The sequence below is a fragment of the Acuticoccus kandeliae genome, assembly GCF_003073115.1.
Window position 1 is genome coordinate 2,691,727 of the sequence record NZ_QBBV01000001.1, and the last position, 15,207, is coordinate 2,706,933.

Genomic DNA, 15,207 nt, shown 5'->3' on the forward strand with positions numbered 1-15,207 from the left:
TGCTACCTTAAATCTTCATAAGCCGGGGCCGCAGCGCGAGCCGCGTCAGGCACCACCATAGAGGGACTGCCAGGTGGGGAAGCGGTCGCCCTCGACGGCGCGCGCGTGGAAGATCGCGCGAGAGATCGCGCGGGCCACCGTCGTCGCCGCCGCCGCGCCGAGCGCGATGTGGTCGCGCGGGCCGGCGGGCGCGGGGGCACGCGCGGTGCTGACGGCGAAGAGGGTGTCGCCATCGAGGATCGTGTGGGACGGGAACACGGCGAGCGCCATCCCGTCATGGGCGGTGATCGCGAGGCGCTTCGCCTCGCCGCGCGTCAGGCGCGCGTCGGTCGCGACGAGGCCGATCATCGTGTTGGCGCGCGGCCCGGCCGAGTGCTTCGTGCGCACGGTGGCGAAATCCGCATCCGGCGGCGCGACGAGACCACCGAACTCGCCGTCCACCTCGAACGGGGCGGCGCGGAACCACGGCCCGTTCGCGGCGGTGACCGCGCCGACGGGATTGGCGACGACGATCGCGGCGACCGTCACGTCCCCGATTGTCATCGAGGCCGAGCCGAGCCCGCCCTTGAGGCCGGCGGACATCGCGTTCATGCCCGCGCCGATGGTGCCGAGTGTGCGGTCCGGCGCGCCGTCGAGCGCGGCCGCGACGCTCGCCGCGCCGAGGGCACGATAGTCGGGGCGGGGGCCTGAAAGGTCGAAGATGATCGCGCCCGGCACGATCGGCACCTTGTGGATCCCGACCGCGAAGCCCCGCCCGCGTTCTGCCAGCGCGAGCTGCACACCGTCCGCCGCCGCGAGCCCGAAGGCGGAGCCGCCCGAGAGGCACACCGCGTCGACCGGCGCGCCGAGCGCCTCGGGCTGGAGCGCGTCGGTCTCGCGCGTGCCGGGGGCGCCGCCGTGGACGGCGACGCCGCAGACGGCCGGCTCGTCCATCACGATCGTGGTGACGCCGCTGCGGGCGGCGGCGTCCGATGCGTGCCCGACCCGGAGGCCGGGAACGTCGAGGAGGTGGCTCACTTCCGGGCGCTGATTTCGAGATTGAGGAGGGACGGGATCATCTGCGGCCCCATCATGACCGCGCCCATGAGCTGGGCCATCGAGACCGGGCTCGCCGGCGAGGCCTTGAGGCTCAGCGTGCCCGGCGCGTCGAGGAAGGTCTTCGCCGCGTCGACGACCGATTGCGTGAAGGACGGGGCGTTCAGGATCGAGAGCGCGTCCGGGATGGTCGCGACGAGGGCCTGCGTCACCGCCTCGCGCGGCGCGTTGGAGTTCGCGGCGAGCTGGTCGATCACGCGGGGGGTGAGGCCGGCATCGGTGTAGGCGAGCGAGAGGTCGGCGATCGTGACCGACTGGAGCAGCGGCAGGAGCTGGCCGATATCGGTGATGCCGGCCTGGAGACTGGCGACGGTGTTCGCCGTGAGGCCGCTGAGGTCGCTCGTCAGCGTCAAGGTGCCGAGATCGTCGATCGCGACGCGCACGTCGCTGATTTCGGCGCGGCCGGTGTCGGCCTGCCAGCGGCCGGACGCGGTGAAGTCGATCGACATCGCATCATAGCCGAGGGCGCGCATCTGGCTCGCGGCCGGCTCCTCCCAGAGGCCGACATCGAAGCCGAGCCCCTCGATCGCGACGCTCCCGCCGGCGCCCTTCGAAAGGTCCCGCTCCTCGATCGTCGCGATCATGGAGGCGATGGTGACGAGGTCGCCGCTCTCCGCGCGCGCCTCGACATTCTCGACGGCGACGCGGTCGAACGTGCCGAAGAGGCTCGTCAGCCCCTCGCCGCCCTCGGCGATCGGATAGCGCGCGCCGGAGATGACGACGCGGCCGACGGTGGAGGGGGACGGGCTGTTCTCGTCGGCGACGGAGGTGTTCTCGTAGACGATCTCGTCGGCGACGAGCTCGTTGTCGGCGTTGACGATGCCGTTCACGATCCGCGCGCGGGCGATCGTCATCGGCGCGCCGCTGTTGGTGCCGACGCCGCGAATCGATTCCAGGATCGTCGCGCCGTCGCCCCGGCTGACATTGCCGACGGTCACATCCCGATAGCCGCTGCGCTCCAGCGTGTTGAGGAGCGCATCGGCGACGATGTTCCCCGTCGGATCGAAGGCGAGGGCTGGCAGCGGCGCGAGGATCAGCGCGACGGCGGACGCGAGACGGACAAGACGCATGGAACGGGCTCCCGGATACACGCAGGATCAAGGCGAGGTCACGGCGCGACCATAACGATGCCATCGGTGAAAAGCACGCTTGCCGCGAACCGACGAATGCGAGAACACGCCCCTATCCCCGTCAATGGCGGCGGGCACGGTGTGTCGAAACGAGGGGAGCCAGCCTTGAATTCACGATCTCTCGCGGTGGTTCTGGCGGCGGGGCAGGGGACGCGGATGCGCTCCCGGCTGCCGAAGGTGATGCACCCGGTCGGCGGCCTGCCGATGATCTCGCACGTCCTGAACGCGGTGGAGAGGGCGGGGATCGGGCGGACCGCCCTCGTCGTCGGGCGCGAGGCGCCGTGGGCGGAAGGGGCGCGCGGCAACGCGAGCCTCCACGTCCAGTCCGAGCCGCGCGGCACCGCACACGCCGTCCTCGCCGCGAAGGCGGCCTTCGACGAGGGGATCGATTCCGTCATCGTCCTCTTCGGCGACAATCCGCTGATCGAGGCGGAGACGATCGACAGCGTGCTTGCCCGCGTCCATGGCGGGGCCGACATCGCGATCCTCGCCTTCGAGACCGACGCGCCGACGGGCTATGGCCGCGTCCTCCTCGACGACAACGGCCACGTCGCCGCGATCCGCGAGGAGCGGGATGCGAGCGAGGCCGAGCGCGCGGTGCGCCTCTGCAATTCCGGCATCATGGCGATCCGCGCGGGCGAGCCGCTCGCCGCGCTCGACACGATCGAGGCGAACAATTCGAAGGCCGAGTTCTACCTCACCGACCTCGTCGAGATCGGCCACGCGCGCGGCTTCAACATCGTGTGGCAGCGCGCGCCGCACGCCGAAGTGATGGGCGTCAACGACCGCGCCCAGCTCGCCGAGGCGGAGGCCGAGTTCCAGCGCCGCGCGCGGGCGAAGGCGCTCCAGGGCGCAACGCTCCTCGCGCCCGAGACGGTGTTCTTCAGCCACGACACGGTGATCGGCGAGGACGTGACGATCGAGCCGAACGTCGTCTTCGGCCCCGGTGTCGTCGTCGATGACGGGGTGACCATCCGCGCCTTCTCCCACATCGAGGGCGCGGTGATCTCGCCGGGCGCCGTCGTCGGCCCCTATGCGCGGCTGCGGCCCGGCACGTCGATCGGGCCGAAGGTGCGGATCGGCAATTTCGTGGAGGTGAAGAATTCCGCGCTCGCCACCGGCGCGAAGGTCAATCACCTCTCCTATGTGGGCGACGCGAATGTCGGCGCGGGGGCCAATATCGGCGCCGGGACGATCACCTGCAACTATGACGGCAAGAAGAAGTTCCGAACCGATATCGGGGAGGGCGCGTTCATTGGTTCGAACAGTGCGCTCGTCGCGCCCGTCGCGATCGGGGACCGTGCCTATGTGGGCACGGGCAGCGTGATCACCGAGGACGTCCCGGCCGATGCGCTCGCGATCGCCCGTGGCCGCCAGGTGAACAAGCCCGACCGGTCGCCCGCGAAGCCCGACGTGCCGCACGCTGAGGAAGGAGGCGACCATGCTGAGGGAGAGGATGGAGCTGGTTCTGAAGCGGATGTTCGCGGCACAAGCCCGTGAACCCGATCCGGACCGGATGAACTCGTTCGAACGCAGCGAGGCGCTGGGGGCGATGCAGCCCTCCGGCGCGGCGATGGAATCGGAGTTCGCGGAGGATTCGGAGTTCGCCCGCGAGGAGGCGCGCTACGCGATGGATCGCGGCGACCACCCGCCGGTCGAGGAGCACGCCGAGGCGCCCGACGTCGCGCTCGACGCGAACATCCCGGACGGGAGCTATCTGCAGTCGGAGCCGGTCGACGATTCGGACTTCGCACGCGAGGAGATCGCCTTCGCCAACCCCCACGAGGCGCCGCGCAGCGAGCTTGTCGACGACAGCAAGGAGGCGCGCCTCGCCGCGATCCGCGCGAACGAGCCCGCGCCGAAGCGAAAGCCCGACCCGAAGGACTGACGGCCGCCTGCGCTGGGCGATGGGTCAGCGCTTGGCGCGGCGGGGAATTGACTCGAGCCCGCCGAGCCAATCGAGCGCGGAGCGGCTCCAGATCTGCGCCACAGGCACGAGGTCGGCTCGCTGGGTGCAGGTGCCGAGCCGGAGGCTGTAGACCTTCGGCTCCTCGCCTTCGGACGCGGCATGGATCGGCGAGCCGCAATTCGGGCAGAAGGTCTGGAGGCGGCGCGCGCCGCTGTCGGCGATCTTGACGTAGGTCTTCAATTCGCCCGAGCGCAGCCAGAAGCCCCCGGGCCTCGTCAGCGCGACGGTGCGGAACGCGCTGCCGGAGAGCGCCTGACAGTCGCTGCAATGGCAGATCATCACGGCGTCGGGGTCGATCTCCGCCTCGTAGGTGATCTGCCCGCAATGGCACCGGCCGTCGACTTTCATCGGATCCACTCCCGCGCACCGCGCGAGAAGGCTAGCACATTCTCCGCGTGCCTCGGCGCGACGGCTCTTAACCCTCATGCGACGCGAAGCGTAACGGCATGTGAAAGAAGCTTGCGCAAAGATGGGCTAGGACGCTCGTGGGCGGACCGTTGCGCCGGTGGCGCGGACGGGGCCGCACGAGAGGGACCCCCGCGTGTGCTGCGGGGCGATGTGACGGGAGAGGCCGAGTATGTGTGGGATCGTCGGTGTCATTGGCCAGCGGGATGCGGCCCCGCTCCTGCTCGATGCGCTGAAGCGGCTCGAATATCGCGGCTACGATTCGGCCGGCATCGCGACGGTGAACGGCGAGGGGGCGATGGCGCGGCTGCGCTCGCCAGGCAAGCTGCGCAACCTCGAAAAGCGGCTCGACGTGGTGCCGCTGCCGGGCGGCACCGGCATCGGCCACACGCGCTGGGCGACCCACGGCGCGCCGACCGAGGCGAACGCCCATCCGCACCTCGCTGCCCCCGTCGCGGTCGTCCACAACGGCATCATCGAGAATTTTCGTGAGCTGCGCGCCAAGCTGAAGGCGGCGGGCGCGACGCTCACCTCCGACACCGACACCGAGACGATCGCCCACCTGATGGCCCACCGCCTCGCCAGCGGCGAGGAGATGAAGGCCGCGCTGCTCGGCACGCTCGGCGAGCTCGAGGGGGCCTACGCGCTCGCCTTCGCCTTCGAGGGGCAGCCCCAGCTCCTCGCCGCCGCGCGCTCCGGCAGCCCGCTCGCGATCGGCCTTGCCGATGACAGCGTGATGATCGGCTCGGATGCGATCGCGCTCGCCCCCTTCTGCGACCGGATCATCTATCTCGACGATGGCGACATCGCGCTCCTGACGCCCTCGAAGGTCGAGATCTTCGACAAGACGGGCGCGCCCGTCGACCGGCCCGCCGTCGCCGTCCCCGTGCAGATCTCACTCGCCGAGAAGGGCAATTACCGCCACTTCATGGCCAAGGAGATCCACGAGCAGCCCGAGGTCATCGCCCGCACGATCGGCCACTATCTCGATATCGGCGAGGGGACGATCCGCGACAGCGCGGTCGGCCTCGACTTCGCGGACTATCGCCGCGTCTCCATCACCGCCTGCGGCACGGCCTTCTATGCCGGCCTCGTCGCGCGGCACTGGTTCGAGCAGATCGCGCGCCTGCCGGTCGACCTCGATGTCGCCTCCGAGTTCCGCTACCGCGCCCAGAATTTCCCGCGCGACGAGCTTGCCCTCTTCGTCTCCCAGTCGGGCGAGACGGCCGACACGCTCGCGAGCCTGCGCGTGTGCCGCGCGGCGGGGCAGACCATCGCGACCGTCGTCAACGTGCCGACCTCGACGATGGCGCGCGAGACCGATGTCGCGCTCCCGACGCTTGCGGGACCGGAGATCGGCGTCGCCTCCACGAAGGCCTTCACCTGCCAGCTCGCGACGCTCGCCGCCCTCGCGGTGAAGGCGGGGATCGACCGCGGCACGGTGAGCGCGGAGGAGGCGCGCGCCTATGTCGACGCCCTCGTCGAAGCGCCGCGCCTCGTCGCCGACACGCTGCACGTGGAGCCGCAACTGGAGCGCATCGCCCGCATCGTCGCGCCCGCGACGACGGCCCTCTTCATGGGTCGCGGCGCGTCCTATCCGGTGGCGCTCGAAGGGGCGTTGAAATTGAAGGAGCTCAGCTACATCCACGCCGAGGGCTACGCCGCGGGCGAATTGAAGCACGGGCCGATCGCGCTGGTGGACGACAGCGTTCCGGTGGTGGTGGTCGCGCCTTTTGACGATCTTTTCGCCAAGACGGTCTCCAACATGCAGGAGGTCGCGGCGCGGGGCGGGCGAATCATCGGCGTGACGGACGCGCGGGGGGCGGAGGCGATGGCCGGGACGGCGGAGGAGATCATCGTGGTGCCGGATGCGCCGGCCTTCATTCACCCATTGGTGATGACGATCCCGCTCCAGCTTCTCGCCTATCATGCCGCCATCACCAACGGCACGGACGTCGACCAGCCCCGCAACCTCGCGAAATCGGTCACCGTCGAATAAGGGCCCTTCAACATCGTCGCCGGGGCTCTCTAGTATAGTGGCCCCGCGGGTGAGAGTATGAGTGTATGGACGAGGACAGAATCGAGGGGAAGGTTGGGCGCCGGCGCGGTCTGTTGAACCGACTCCGGAATTATTTGCTCACCGGCATCATCGTCGCCGCCCCGCTCACGATTACCGTCTACCTGACCGCCTCGATGATCAATTGGGTCGACAACCGGGTGAAGCCGTGGATTCCGCCACGCTGGAACCCGGAAAGCTACCTGCCGTTCCCGCTGCCGGGCATCGGCGTCGTCATCGCGGTCATCGTCCTCATCCTGCTCGGCTTCTTCACGGCGAACATCTTCGGTCGCACGATCATCGCGATCGGGGAGGCGATCCTCAACCGGATGCCACTCATCCGGAACGTCTATGCCGCGCTGAAGCAGATCTTCGAGACGGCGCTGTCGGAGCGCAGCCGCACCTTCCGCACCGCCGGGCTCGTGGAATATCCCCGCCGCGGCCTCTGGGCGATCGTCTTCATCGCCACCGACGCGACGGGCGAGATCAGCCACCGCCTGCCGCACGAGGACGATGCGATCTCCGTCTTCCTGCCGACGACACCGAACCCGACCTCGGGCTTCCTGCTCTTCGTGCCGCGAAAGGACGTGCTGGTGCTCGACATGTCGGTGGAGGACGCGGCCAAGCTCGTCATCTCCGCCGGCCTCATCACGCCGGTCTGGCCCGCGCGGGCACGGGCGAAGGCGGTGCTGAGCGCGAACGAGAGGCCAGGTTATGGCGCGATGGAGGTGCCGGTGCGTGGCCGCCTCATCGACGAGCCGGAGGAGGCTCCGCCCATCGATCCGGCGGCCCCGGTCGAGCCGGCCGAGCCGCGCTGAGGGCCCGTCCCGGCTCCATTCGATCCATCGACCGGCCGATCAGTTGCCGATCGCGTCGCAGCGGCGCAGCAGCAGCATGGCGTCATTTCCGGTGCGCACGCGGTGCTGGCACACATCCTCATGCTGCCGGTAGCGCTGGCGCGGCGGGTAGTGGGTGAGCCGCTCGATGCGCTGGATCGAGGGGGCGTCGTTGCCGTTGGCGCCGTCCGAGCCGCCGCGATCGTTGCCGCGGGCGAGCGCCGTGCCGGCCGTCGCGGCCGTGAGGGCGATGATGGCGGCGGTGAGAAGGGTCTTCGACATGGGTGTTCTCCATCGGTTTGAGCGTTGCCTTCGCCGGGAACTGTCGGGGGACTTCCTCGCCCCGCTTGCGTCGTCGCCGGCTTGTGTGGAGAACGCACCGCTGTAGGAGTTATTCCGGCCTTGCCGTCACGACATGAAAGTTCTGCGATGACCGACCTTGGTGCGCACGATCCGCGGCGCTCGTTCCAGGCGATGATCCTGGCGCTCCAGTCCTTCTGGGCCGAGCGCGGCTGCGCCATCCTGCAGCCCTACGACATGGAGGTCGGCGCGGGCACATTTCACCCGGCGACGACGCTGCGCGCCCTCGGGCCCCGCCCCTGGCGCGCGGCCTATGTGCAGCCCTCGCGCCGCCCGTCGGACGGGCGCTATGGCGAGAACCCGAACCGCCTCCAGCATTATTATCAGTTCCAGGTCATCCTGAAGCCGAACCCGCCCGACCTCCAGTCGCTCTACCTCGCGAGCCTTGCCGCCATCGGCATCGACCTGTCGGTCCACGATGTCCGCTTCGTGGAGGACGACTGGGAGAGCCCGACGCTCGGCGCATGGGGTCTCGGCTGGGAGTGCTGGTGCGACGGGATGGAGGTCTCGCAATTCACCTACTTCCAGCAGGTGTGCGGGATCGACTGCCGCCCGGTCTCGGGCGAGCTCACCTACGGCCTCGAGCGCCTCGCGATGTACGTCCAGGGCGTCGAGAACGTCTACGACCTCGTCTACGTGCCGGAGACGGCGGCCGGGCGTGCCGTGCGCTATGGCGAGGTCTTCCTCCAGGCCGAGCAGGAATATTCGGCGCATAATTTCGAGCACGCCAACACCGAGATGCTGCTGCGCCACTTCCGTGACGCGGAGGCCGAGTGCCACGCGCTGCTGGCGGCGGGGGCGCCGTCGACCGAGGGCGGGCGCCATCACCAGGTGCTCCCTGCCTATGACCAGACGATTAAGGCCTCCCACATCTTCAACCTCCTCGACGCGCGCGGCGTGATCTCGGTGACGGAGCGGCAGGGCTATATCGGCCGCGTGCGCGCGCTCGCGAAGGCGTGCGGCGAGGCTTATCTTCAGACCGAGGGCGGCGGCTATGCCGACGCAGCCGAGGCGTCGGAGGCGTCAGCGGCGGCCTGAGGGCAGCCCTGCGGCAAAAAAGAGCGGACTGGCGTCTCCCACAGCGCCAGCCCGCCCTAGACGGCGCGCAGCGAGGGGGAAGCGCGCCGAGAGCGGCCCCGCGCGCAGCCAGGAATGGCGGGATGGCGCGCGCGAGAGAGGTCGCTCATCCCATAAACGTTCTCAGAGGCAGGAAAATTCCCCTCTGTTTTCAGCTTCCCACCGCGAGGCAACCACGCGTTAAGGAGCACCGTGATTAGAATGGCGGGCACTCACGGATCCCCTTGATGCCCACGCGCCACCGACGCCGCTCACGTTTCGCCTTCTTGATCCTGCCGCTCCTGTTCTGTTCGATCGCCTTTTATTTCGGCTGGCAGAGCACGCGAGGGGATTTTAGTCAGACAGGCCGCGAGGCGCTGAAGGCCGAACGCCATGCGCGCGAGACCGAGCTCGTCCTCCTCGTCGCCCGGCGCAAGGACCTCGAAGCGGCGGTCGCGCGGCTGCGCACCGACGCGCTCGATGCCGACCTCCTCGACGAGCGGGCGCGCGCCAAGCTCAACATGGCCCACCCCAACGAGATCGTGATCCTGCACGGGCTGCGCCGCGAATCGCCGCCGGCCTTCGCCGCCCACGGCCAATAGCCGCAATCCTATCGGACCCGCCGGCGTCCCGCCGCGCCCGGCCTTCGCGCTTTTCGCTCGCCCCGGCGCACGCCGCGCCCTAAAAATCCATCCGTTTCACGGATGTGTGCCGGCTCGCGCACGGACCGGCCCGCGTGTTGCGACAATCGGCGCGCGCGGGGCGGGCGCGCCGGCGGATCGGGCGGACGGAATGCCAAAATGGTTCGGCCTCGCGCGGCCTGTCGCATCTGCGACAGAGTGGCTGCGGCAACGGATCGGACGATCCGCGCAACCCGTGCCGTCCCAGGCGCCGGGCGCGGACGGCGCACCGCCCGGCGACGCGCCCGCTGAACCGATTGCATGCCTGCCATCACCGGCCGGGCGTGCTCTTGCCTTTTCTCAGGCCCCACAGCGCGATAGGTTGCGGGAAACAGACCACGGGACAGAAGCGATGATCGAGGAAAGCGCCGTTGTCGAAGCGGACGAAAGTATCGACGTAAAGACGCCGGTCGTGACGCGCTTCTCGGCCGACGAGTATCGTCGGGCCTACGAGGAGATGCTTCTGATCCGCCGGTTCGAGGAAAAGGCCGGCCAGCTCTACGGCATGGGCCTCATCGGCGGCTTCTGCCACCTCTATATCGGCCAGGAAGCGGTCGTCGTCGGCGCCCAGATGGCGATGCAGGACGGTGACCAGGTCATCACCGGCTATCGCGACCACGGCCACATGCTCGCCACCGGCATGGACCCGAAGGGCGTGATGGCCGAGCTCACCGGGCGCGCCACCGGCTATTCCAAGGGCAAGGGCGGCTCGATGCACATGTTCTCCGTGGAGAAGAATTTCTACGGCGGGCACGGCATCGTGGGCGCGCAGGTCTCCCTCGGCACCGGCATCGCCTTCGCCAACCGCTATCGCGAGAACGGGGCCGTCGCGCTCACCTATTTCGGCGACGGCGCGGCGAACCAGGGCCAAGTCTATGAGAGCTTCAACATGGCGAAGCTCTGGTCGCTCCCGGTGGTCTACGTCATCGAGAACAACAAATACGGCATGGGGACGAGCATCGAGCGCGCCTCCTCCACCACGAACCTCTCCCAGCGCGGCCGCTCCTTCGACATTCCGGGCGAGCAGGTCGACGGGATGGAGGTCGAGAAGGTGCATGCCGCCGTCGCCAAGGCGCTCGACCATGCCCGTTCCGGCAAGGGCCCCTTCATCCTCGAAATGCTGACCTACCGCTATCGCGGCCACTCGATGTCCGACCCTGCGAAATACCGCACGCGCGACGAGGTCAACGAGGTGCGCCAGAAGCACGACCCGATCGAGCACGTGCGCGAGATCCTGGTGAAGACGCACAAGATGTCCGAGGACGACATCAAGACGATCGACAAGCGCGTGCGCGAGGAGGTCAACGCCGCGGCCGAGTTCGCCCAGTCCGAGCCCGAGCCCGCGCCCGAGGAGTTGTGGACGGACATCGTCCGGTAACCGCGCCGCAGCCGACGCCTGACGACCGGAGCCGCCCCGTCCGGGTGCGATCCGGGCCATCGATGGGACCATCTGCGATTTGAAACGCCGGGGCGGAGCCCCAAGGGAGACTGGACGACCCAATGCCCACCGAAATCCTGATGCCCGCTCTTTCCCCGACGATGGAAGAGGGCAAACTCGCCAAGTGGCTGAAGGCCGTGGGCGATGATGTTGCCGCCGGCGACGTGATCGCCGAAATCGAGACCGACAAGGCGACGATGGAGGTCGAGGCGGTCGACGAGGGCAAGCTCGGCAAGATCCTCGTCCCCGAGGGGACCGAGGGGGTCGCCGTGAACACCCCGATCGCGGTCCTCCTCGCCGAGGGCGAGAGCGAGGCCGACATCGGCGCCGCCGCCGCGCCCGCCCCGAAAGCGCCGCCAGCCGAAGACCCCAAACCCGCGCCCCAGACGAGCCCCACCGGCAGCCTCGATGCGGACGCCCCACGCGCGCCGGCCGCGCCCCGCTCCGGACCCGGCCCCGCCGAGATGCCGGACGACCAGCCCGACGAGCCCGACTTCCCCGCCGGCACCGAAACAAAGCAGATGACCGTGCGCGAGGCCCTTCGCGACGCGATGGCCGAGGAGATGCGGCGCGACGGCGATGTGTTCCTGATGGGCGAGGAGGTCGCCGAGTATCAGGGCGCCTACAAGGTGTCCCAGGGCCTCCTCGAGGAGTTCGGCGCGCGCCGCGTGATCGACACCCCGATCACCGAGCACGGCTTCACCGGCGTCGGCGTCGGCGCGGGCTTTGCGGGCCTGAAGCCGATCGTGGAGTTCATGACCTTCAACTTCGCCATGCAGGCGATCGACCAGATCATCAACTCAGCCGCCAAGACGCACTACATGTCCGGCGGCTTCATCAAGTGCTCGATCGTCTTCCGCGGCCCGAACGGCGCGGCCGCCCGCGTCGCCGCCCAGCACAGCCAGGACTATGCCGCCTGGTACGCCCACGTCCCCGGCCACCGCGTCTTCCAGCCCTATTCGGCGGTGGACGCGAAGGGGCTCCTGAAGGCCGCGATCCGCGATCCGAACCCCTGCATCTTCCTGGAGAACGAGATTCTCTACGGGCAGAGCTTCGACGTGCCGGTGGCCGACGATTTCGTCCTGCCGATCGGCAAGGCGAAGGTGGAGAAGAAGGGCAAGGACGTCACGATCGTCTCCTTCGGCATCGGCATGACCTACGCGATGAAGGCCGCGCAGGAGCTCGCCGGGATGGGGATCGACGCGGAGGTGATCAACCTGCGCACCCTGCGCCCGCTCGACATCGACACGGTGATCAAGTCGGTCCGCAAGACGAACCGCTGCGTGACGGTCGAGGAGGCGTTCCCGACCTGCTCGATCTCCTCCGAAATCGGCTACCAGCTGATGGAGAAGGCGTTCGACTTCCTGGACGCCCCGGTCCTGCGCGTCACCGGCAAGGACGTCCCGATGCCCTACGCCGCCAACCTCGAAAAGCTCGCCCTGCCGAGCGTCGCCGAGGTGATCGACGCGGTGAAGGTGGTGACTTACACCGCCTGAAGGGGGGGGGTCTGGCCGGGCGTCGCGCATCTTTGAGGCGATGCGACGCCCGCCGCGCCGGGTGCAAACCGGTGGGACGCGCGGCGGCGGAATGCGCGACGGCGGGATCAATGATCACGTCGCGCGTTCAGGCTTGAGGGACGTTTGCCCCACACCTCGCCAAGAGTACCCGAGGCGACGGCGCACGGTTTGTTACACTGCTGCGCGTTTCGGCGACGGCAGTGGCTTCGGGTGCGCGGGACGGCGACAAGGACGGCATCGGTCGAGTTGATCGCCAGCATGGCGGCATCGAGCGGCAATCAATATCGGTGACACCGCCCTCACTGAGAGCCTGGCCGACACCCGTTCATGGCCGCTCCCTCTGGAGGTGCGTCCTGCTTCGCTCCTCCCGAGGAGACGGACTTTGGCCTGGGGGGCGCAGCATTGGAGCGCTGCGACATGTCCGATGCAAACTGGCAGGATGCCCGGCGGGGTGATCGACGATCGCGCGCACGCGTTCCGACATGATGGACGATTGACGTCACACCTCGCTGAGAGTGCGTGAGGCGACCGCCCACGGGCTCTGACACTGCTGCGCGATTCGGCGACAGCGGTGACGTCGGGTGCGCGGGTCGGAGGCAAGGACGGCATCGGTGTTGGTTGATCGCCAGCACGGCGGCATCGAGCGGCAAGCCATGTCGGAGGCTTCGCCGTTGCTCGGCCTGGCCGACAACAACTCATGGCGGCTCATTGCGGCGCACGCCCTGCTCCGCACTGCCCGGCGCTGATCGAGCATATCGTTCTCCAGCTTTCAGTCCGCGAGCGACTAGGGCCGAGCATTTTTGCGCCATTCGGCGTGGCGCTCTTGGCGTTCACTGGAAAATTGCAGACAATCGAAGACGAAGCCGTCCTCTCCCGGAAGAGTGTCCCTGATCTCCTGAACGTTTTGCCCTTCGCGGAGGCGTTGAATGATCTCTAGCGCGCGATCGGCGCGCCTCCCGATTGCCAAAATTCATTGCTGAGTGGGTTCTTGAACCGAAGTTCCTGATTGGTTGATCGGACCTGAACCGAGCGTAAGAAGTCCTTGAACCGTTCTTCGGATGTCCTCGCTCCCCATCTGATGACCGAAACGCGTACATAGAGGTTCAGATCCAGCATGCATGTCGCGAGGCCGTTTGCGACCGGCTCATCATAGATGCCCGCGCTGCCAACGTATTCGACGAACGATCGGCGGCAGTCTGGAATGATATCATCGGCAAGTTGTACGACAATCGGCGTTAAGCTCTCGACCTCACGACCAAGTTCACGAAGGCAGTACGCACCGAAGAGCCGATCACCCGATTTTTCCGATGCGATCAGTGCGACCAAGGCGTCTATATCTACACCGTGACGCCAACGATTAATAACAATCTGCGTCGCATCGTATATATATTCATTGCCTATGCTGAGATCTCGCGCCCCTGACACGAGATCGTGTGTCGTAGAATTCAAAAATTAGGATCATCCATCGATTATCGTCTATCAATATTTCTTCGTATGAGAAATTTTTCCACTTATCGAGCTCGTTACTCGCTGAAGACTCCTCTCCTTTTCCCTCTTGCACGCAGTTTCCAGCCGAGATCTCACTCGACGGCGAATGGACTCTCGCCGCCCAGGAAGAAGACCCGGGCCCGTTCACAATACACGCAAAACTCAGTGCAGGGACGGGACCAGTCTGCTCATCGAAACTCCTCCAACCGTCGCGCGGCGTAGGTCGCGATATGCGTCGCGCCATTCAGTGATTCGCGGCGGCGGAGCATGAGGAGGTCGGCCTGCGGGGCGGGGCGGGGTGGCTCCGGCTTCGGCATGGTGGTGGCGACGTCGCTTGTGGGGCGGATCGTGCGGCCTTCGCGGCGGCCGTAGAGGACGTAGTGGACGAAGGGGGGGATGTCGGCGCCGGCGACGTCGGGGTTGATCGCGACATAGCCGGCGGACGAGAACCAGGGGGTTGGGTCGCGGCCCTCCTTCCAGCCGAGCCGCACATAGTGCTCGGCCGGGGTCAGCGGTGAGGTGCGCGCCTCGGCGACCTTGGCGCGGTAGTAGGTGTCGTCGAAGAGCGGGGCGATGGCGGCGGTCCATCCCTGCGCCGGGTCGGGGCACGGCGTGGCGGCGCTCGCCGCAGGCACGGCGGTGTGGGGCGGCGCTGCAACGGCGCGTTCGGCGGCATCGTGCGCCGCGGGTTGAGCGGCGCGCGCAAGGGGGCGGGCGGGGGGCTCGGCCAGCGGCTCCGTCCGGGCGATCGCCGTGCGCGGGCGGGGGGCCGGCATCGCGCGGCGCGCGCCCGCAAAGGGGGCGGGTCGGCGCAAGGTGAAGCGCAGGGCCGCCCATCGCACCATGCTGATCGCGTCGCTCATGACGCCTCGCTCCGCGAGGGCGCGTCGCCGGTGCGAGGCGGTGGGCGTTTTAAGCGTTTGTCCACCGCAATGCCTCCCCATTCGGGTGGAACCGCCGCCGATAGATGCCGGACGCCCTGCCTTCCTCCGATGAGACCCGCTTCGCAATCGTCACGACCTGCCATTGGGGTGATCCGAGACGCCCCGGTCGAAACGCGCCACGGTTCTCGATCCGCTCGCCGGCCACCGACTCGAATTCGATGCTTGCGTCGCACAATGCTGTCCAAGCTGACATCGCGGCCGACGACCGTGGTCGGGAACGCTCGCAACCGGTG

The 15,207-nt window shown here is 68.1% G+C and carries 15 protein-coding genes; 9 read left to right on the forward strand and 6 right to left on the reverse strand.

Features of this window, described 5'->3' with window-relative positions; all coding sequences use genetic code 11:
* Positions 1–45: 45 nt before the first annotated feature.
* Together DBV35_RS12240 and DBV35_RS12245 are read right to left on the reverse strand one after the other, a co-directional pair.
* Positions 46–1,017 carry a P1 family peptidase gene (locus tag DBV35_RS12240; protein WP_108660394.1) on the reverse strand — a complete coding sequence of 324 codons (972 nt, stop codon included), beginning with the start codon at positions 1,015–1,017 and terminating at the stop codon, positions 46–48.
* Positions 1,014–2,165 carry a hypothetical protein gene (locus DBV35_RS12245; RefSeq protein WP_108660395.1) on the reverse strand — a complete coding sequence of 384 codons (1,152 nt, stop codon included), beginning with the start codon at positions 2,163–2,165 and terminating at the stop codon, positions 1,014–1,016. Before DBV35_RS12245 ends, DBV35_RS12240 begins: the two co-directional genes overlap by 4 nt.
* Before the next feature lie 165 nt (positions 2,166–2,330).
* Here DBV35_RS12245 and glmU point away from each other — a divergent pair, with 165 nt between their 5' ends.
* Entirely contained in the window at positions 2,331–3,725 is a 1,395-nt protein-coding gene (glmU, locus tag DBV35_RS12250) for a bifunctional UDP-N-acetylglucosamine diphosphorylase/glucosamine-1-phosphate N-acetyltransferase GlmU (RefSeq protein ID WP_245943905.1), read from the forward strand.
* Positions 3,667–4,113, forward strand: a complete 447-nt coding sequence (locus tag DBV35_RS12255) for a hypothetical protein (RefSeq protein WP_157961697.1) — start codon at positions 3,667–3,669, stop codon at positions 4,111–4,113. Before glmU ends, DBV35_RS12255 begins: the two co-directional genes overlap by 59 nt.
* Positions 4,114–4,137: 24 nt before the next feature.
* Here the strand turns inward: DBV35_RS12255 and DBV35_RS12260 are convergent, their stop codons facing one another.
* Positions 4,138–4,542, reverse strand: a complete 405-nt coding sequence (locus DBV35_RS12260; RefSeq protein ID WP_108660398.1) for a GFA family protein — start codon at positions 4,540–4,542, stop codon at positions 4,138–4,140.
* A gap of 229 nt (positions 4,543–4,771) precedes the next feature.
* Between DBV35_RS12260 and glmS the strand changes: the two genes are divergently transcribed.
* Together glmS and DBV35_RS12270 are read left to right on the forward strand one after the other, a co-directional pair.
* The gene (glmS, locus tag DBV35_RS12265; protein WP_108660399.1) at positions 4,772–6,598 is read left to right on the forward strand and encodes a glutamine--fructose-6-phosphate transaminase (isomerizing); all 1,827 of its coding nucleotides are present in this window, start codon (positions 4,772–4,774) and stop codon (positions 6,596–6,598) included.
* A gap of 113 nt (positions 6,599–6,711) precedes the next feature.
* A complete protein-coding gene (locus DBV35_RS12270; RefSeq protein WP_245943906.1) occupies positions 6,712–7,473 on the forward strand; it encodes a DUF502 domain-containing protein in 762 nt (253 codons plus the stop codon).
* Positions 7,474–7,512: 39 nt separating this feature from the next.
* Here the strand turns inward: DBV35_RS12270 and DBV35_RS12275 are convergent, their stop codons facing one another.
* The gene (locus DBV35_RS12275; protein WP_108660401.1) at positions 7,513–7,773 is read right to left on the reverse strand and encodes a hypothetical protein; all 261 of its coding nucleotides are present in this window, start codon (positions 7,771–7,773) and stop codon (positions 7,513–7,515) included.
* A 147-nt stretch (positions 7,774–7,920) separates the two neighbouring features.
* On the opposite strand from DBV35_RS12275, the gene DBV35_RS12280 reads away from it, so the two are divergent.
* The 5 genes from DBV35_RS12280 (at position 7,921) to DBV35_RS31280 (ending at position 13,288) form a co-directional block, all read left to right on the forward strand.
* Positions 7,921–8,889 (forward strand): glycine--tRNA ligase subunit alpha, encoded by a 969-nt coding sequence (locus DBV35_RS12280; protein ID WP_108660402.1) that lies wholly within the window; start codon positions 7,921–7,923, stop codon positions 8,887–8,889.
* A gap of 266 nt (positions 8,890–9,155) precedes the next feature.
* Positions 9,156–9,509, forward strand: a complete 354-nt coding sequence (locus tag DBV35_RS12285) for an FtsB family cell division protein (RefSeq protein WP_108660403.1) — start codon at positions 9,156–9,158, stop codon at positions 9,507–9,509.
* A gap of 430 nt (positions 9,510–9,939) precedes the next feature.
* Complete coding sequence (pdhA, locus tag DBV35_RS12290) at positions 9,940–10,965, forward strand: pyruvate dehydrogenase (acetyl-transferring) E1 component subunit alpha (RefSeq protein ID WP_108660404.1); 1,026 nt, start codon at positions 9,940–9,942, stop codon at positions 10,963–10,965.
* A 122-nt stretch (positions 10,966–11,087) separates the two neighbouring features.
* Entirely contained in the window at positions 11,088–12,521 is a 1,434-nt protein-coding gene (locus tag DBV35_RS12295; RefSeq protein ID WP_108660405.1) for a pyruvate dehydrogenase complex E1 component subunit beta, read from the forward strand.
* Positions 12,522–13,153: 632 nt separating this feature from the next.
* Positions 13,154–13,288 (forward strand): hypothetical protein, encoded by a 135-nt coding sequence (locus tag DBV35_RS31280; protein WP_281262226.1) that lies wholly within the window; start codon positions 13,154–13,156, stop codon positions 13,286–13,288.
* Between the two features lie 187 nt (positions 13,289–13,475).
* On the opposite strand, the gene DBV35_RS30190 is transcribed toward DBV35_RS31280, so the two are convergent.
* Positions 13,476–13,868: a hypothetical protein gene (locus DBV35_RS30190; protein ID WP_157961698.1), complete on the reverse strand. Its 393-nt coding sequence runs from the start codon at positions 13,866–13,868 to the stop codon at positions 13,476–13,478.
* A gap of 350 nt (positions 13,869–14,218) precedes the next feature.
* Positions 14,219–14,893 (reverse strand): hypothetical protein, encoded by a 675-nt coding sequence (locus DBV35_RS12300; RefSeq protein ID WP_108660406.1) that lies wholly within the window; start codon positions 14,891–14,893, stop codon positions 14,219–14,221.
* Between the last annotated feature and the right edge of the window lie 314 nt (positions 14,894–15,207).

Excerpts from the sequence above, each read along its gene's own strand:
- pdhA (WP_108660404.1), top strand. The coding sequence starts at position 9,940 with ATGATCGAGGAAAGCGCCGTTGTCGAAGCGGACGAAAGTATCGACGTA.
- DBV35_RS12300 (WP_108660406.1), bottom strand. The coding sequence starts at position 14,893 with ATGAGCGACGCGATCAGCATGGTGCGATGGGCGGCCCTGCGCTTCACC.
- DBV35_RS12245 (WP_108660395.1), bottom strand. The coding sequence starts at position 2,165 with ATGCGTCTTGTCCGTCTCGCGTCCGCCGTCGCGCTGATCCTCGCGCCG.
- DBV35_RS12260 (WP_108660398.1), bottom strand. The coding sequence starts at position 4,542 with ATGAAAGTCGACGGCCGGTGCCATTGCGGGCAGATCACCTACGAGGCG.
- glmS (WP_108660399.1), top strand. The coding sequence starts at position 4,772 with ATGTGTGGGATCGTCGGTGTCATTGGCCAGCGGGATGCGGCCCCGCTC.
- DBV35_RS12275 (WP_108660401.1), bottom strand. The coding sequence starts at position 7,773 with ATGTCGAAGACCCTTCTCACCGCCGCCATCATCGCCCTCACGGCCGCG.
- DBV35_RS12280 (WP_108660402.1), top strand. The coding sequence starts at position 7,921 with ATGACCGACCTTGGTGCGCACGATCCGCGGCGCTCGTTCCAGGCGATG.
- DBV35_RS12285 (WP_108660403.1), top strand. The coding sequence starts at position 9,156 with ATGCCCACGCGCCACCGACGCCGCTCACGTTTCGCCTTCTTGATCCTG.
- DBV35_RS12295 (WP_108660405.1), top strand. The coding sequence starts at position 11,088 with ATGCCCACCGAAATCCTGATGCCCGCTCTTTCCCCGACGATGGAAGAG.
- DBV35_RS12255 (WP_157961697.1), top strand. The coding sequence starts at position 3,667 with ATGCTGAGGGAGAGGATGGAGCTGGTTCTGAAGCGGATGTTCGCGGCA.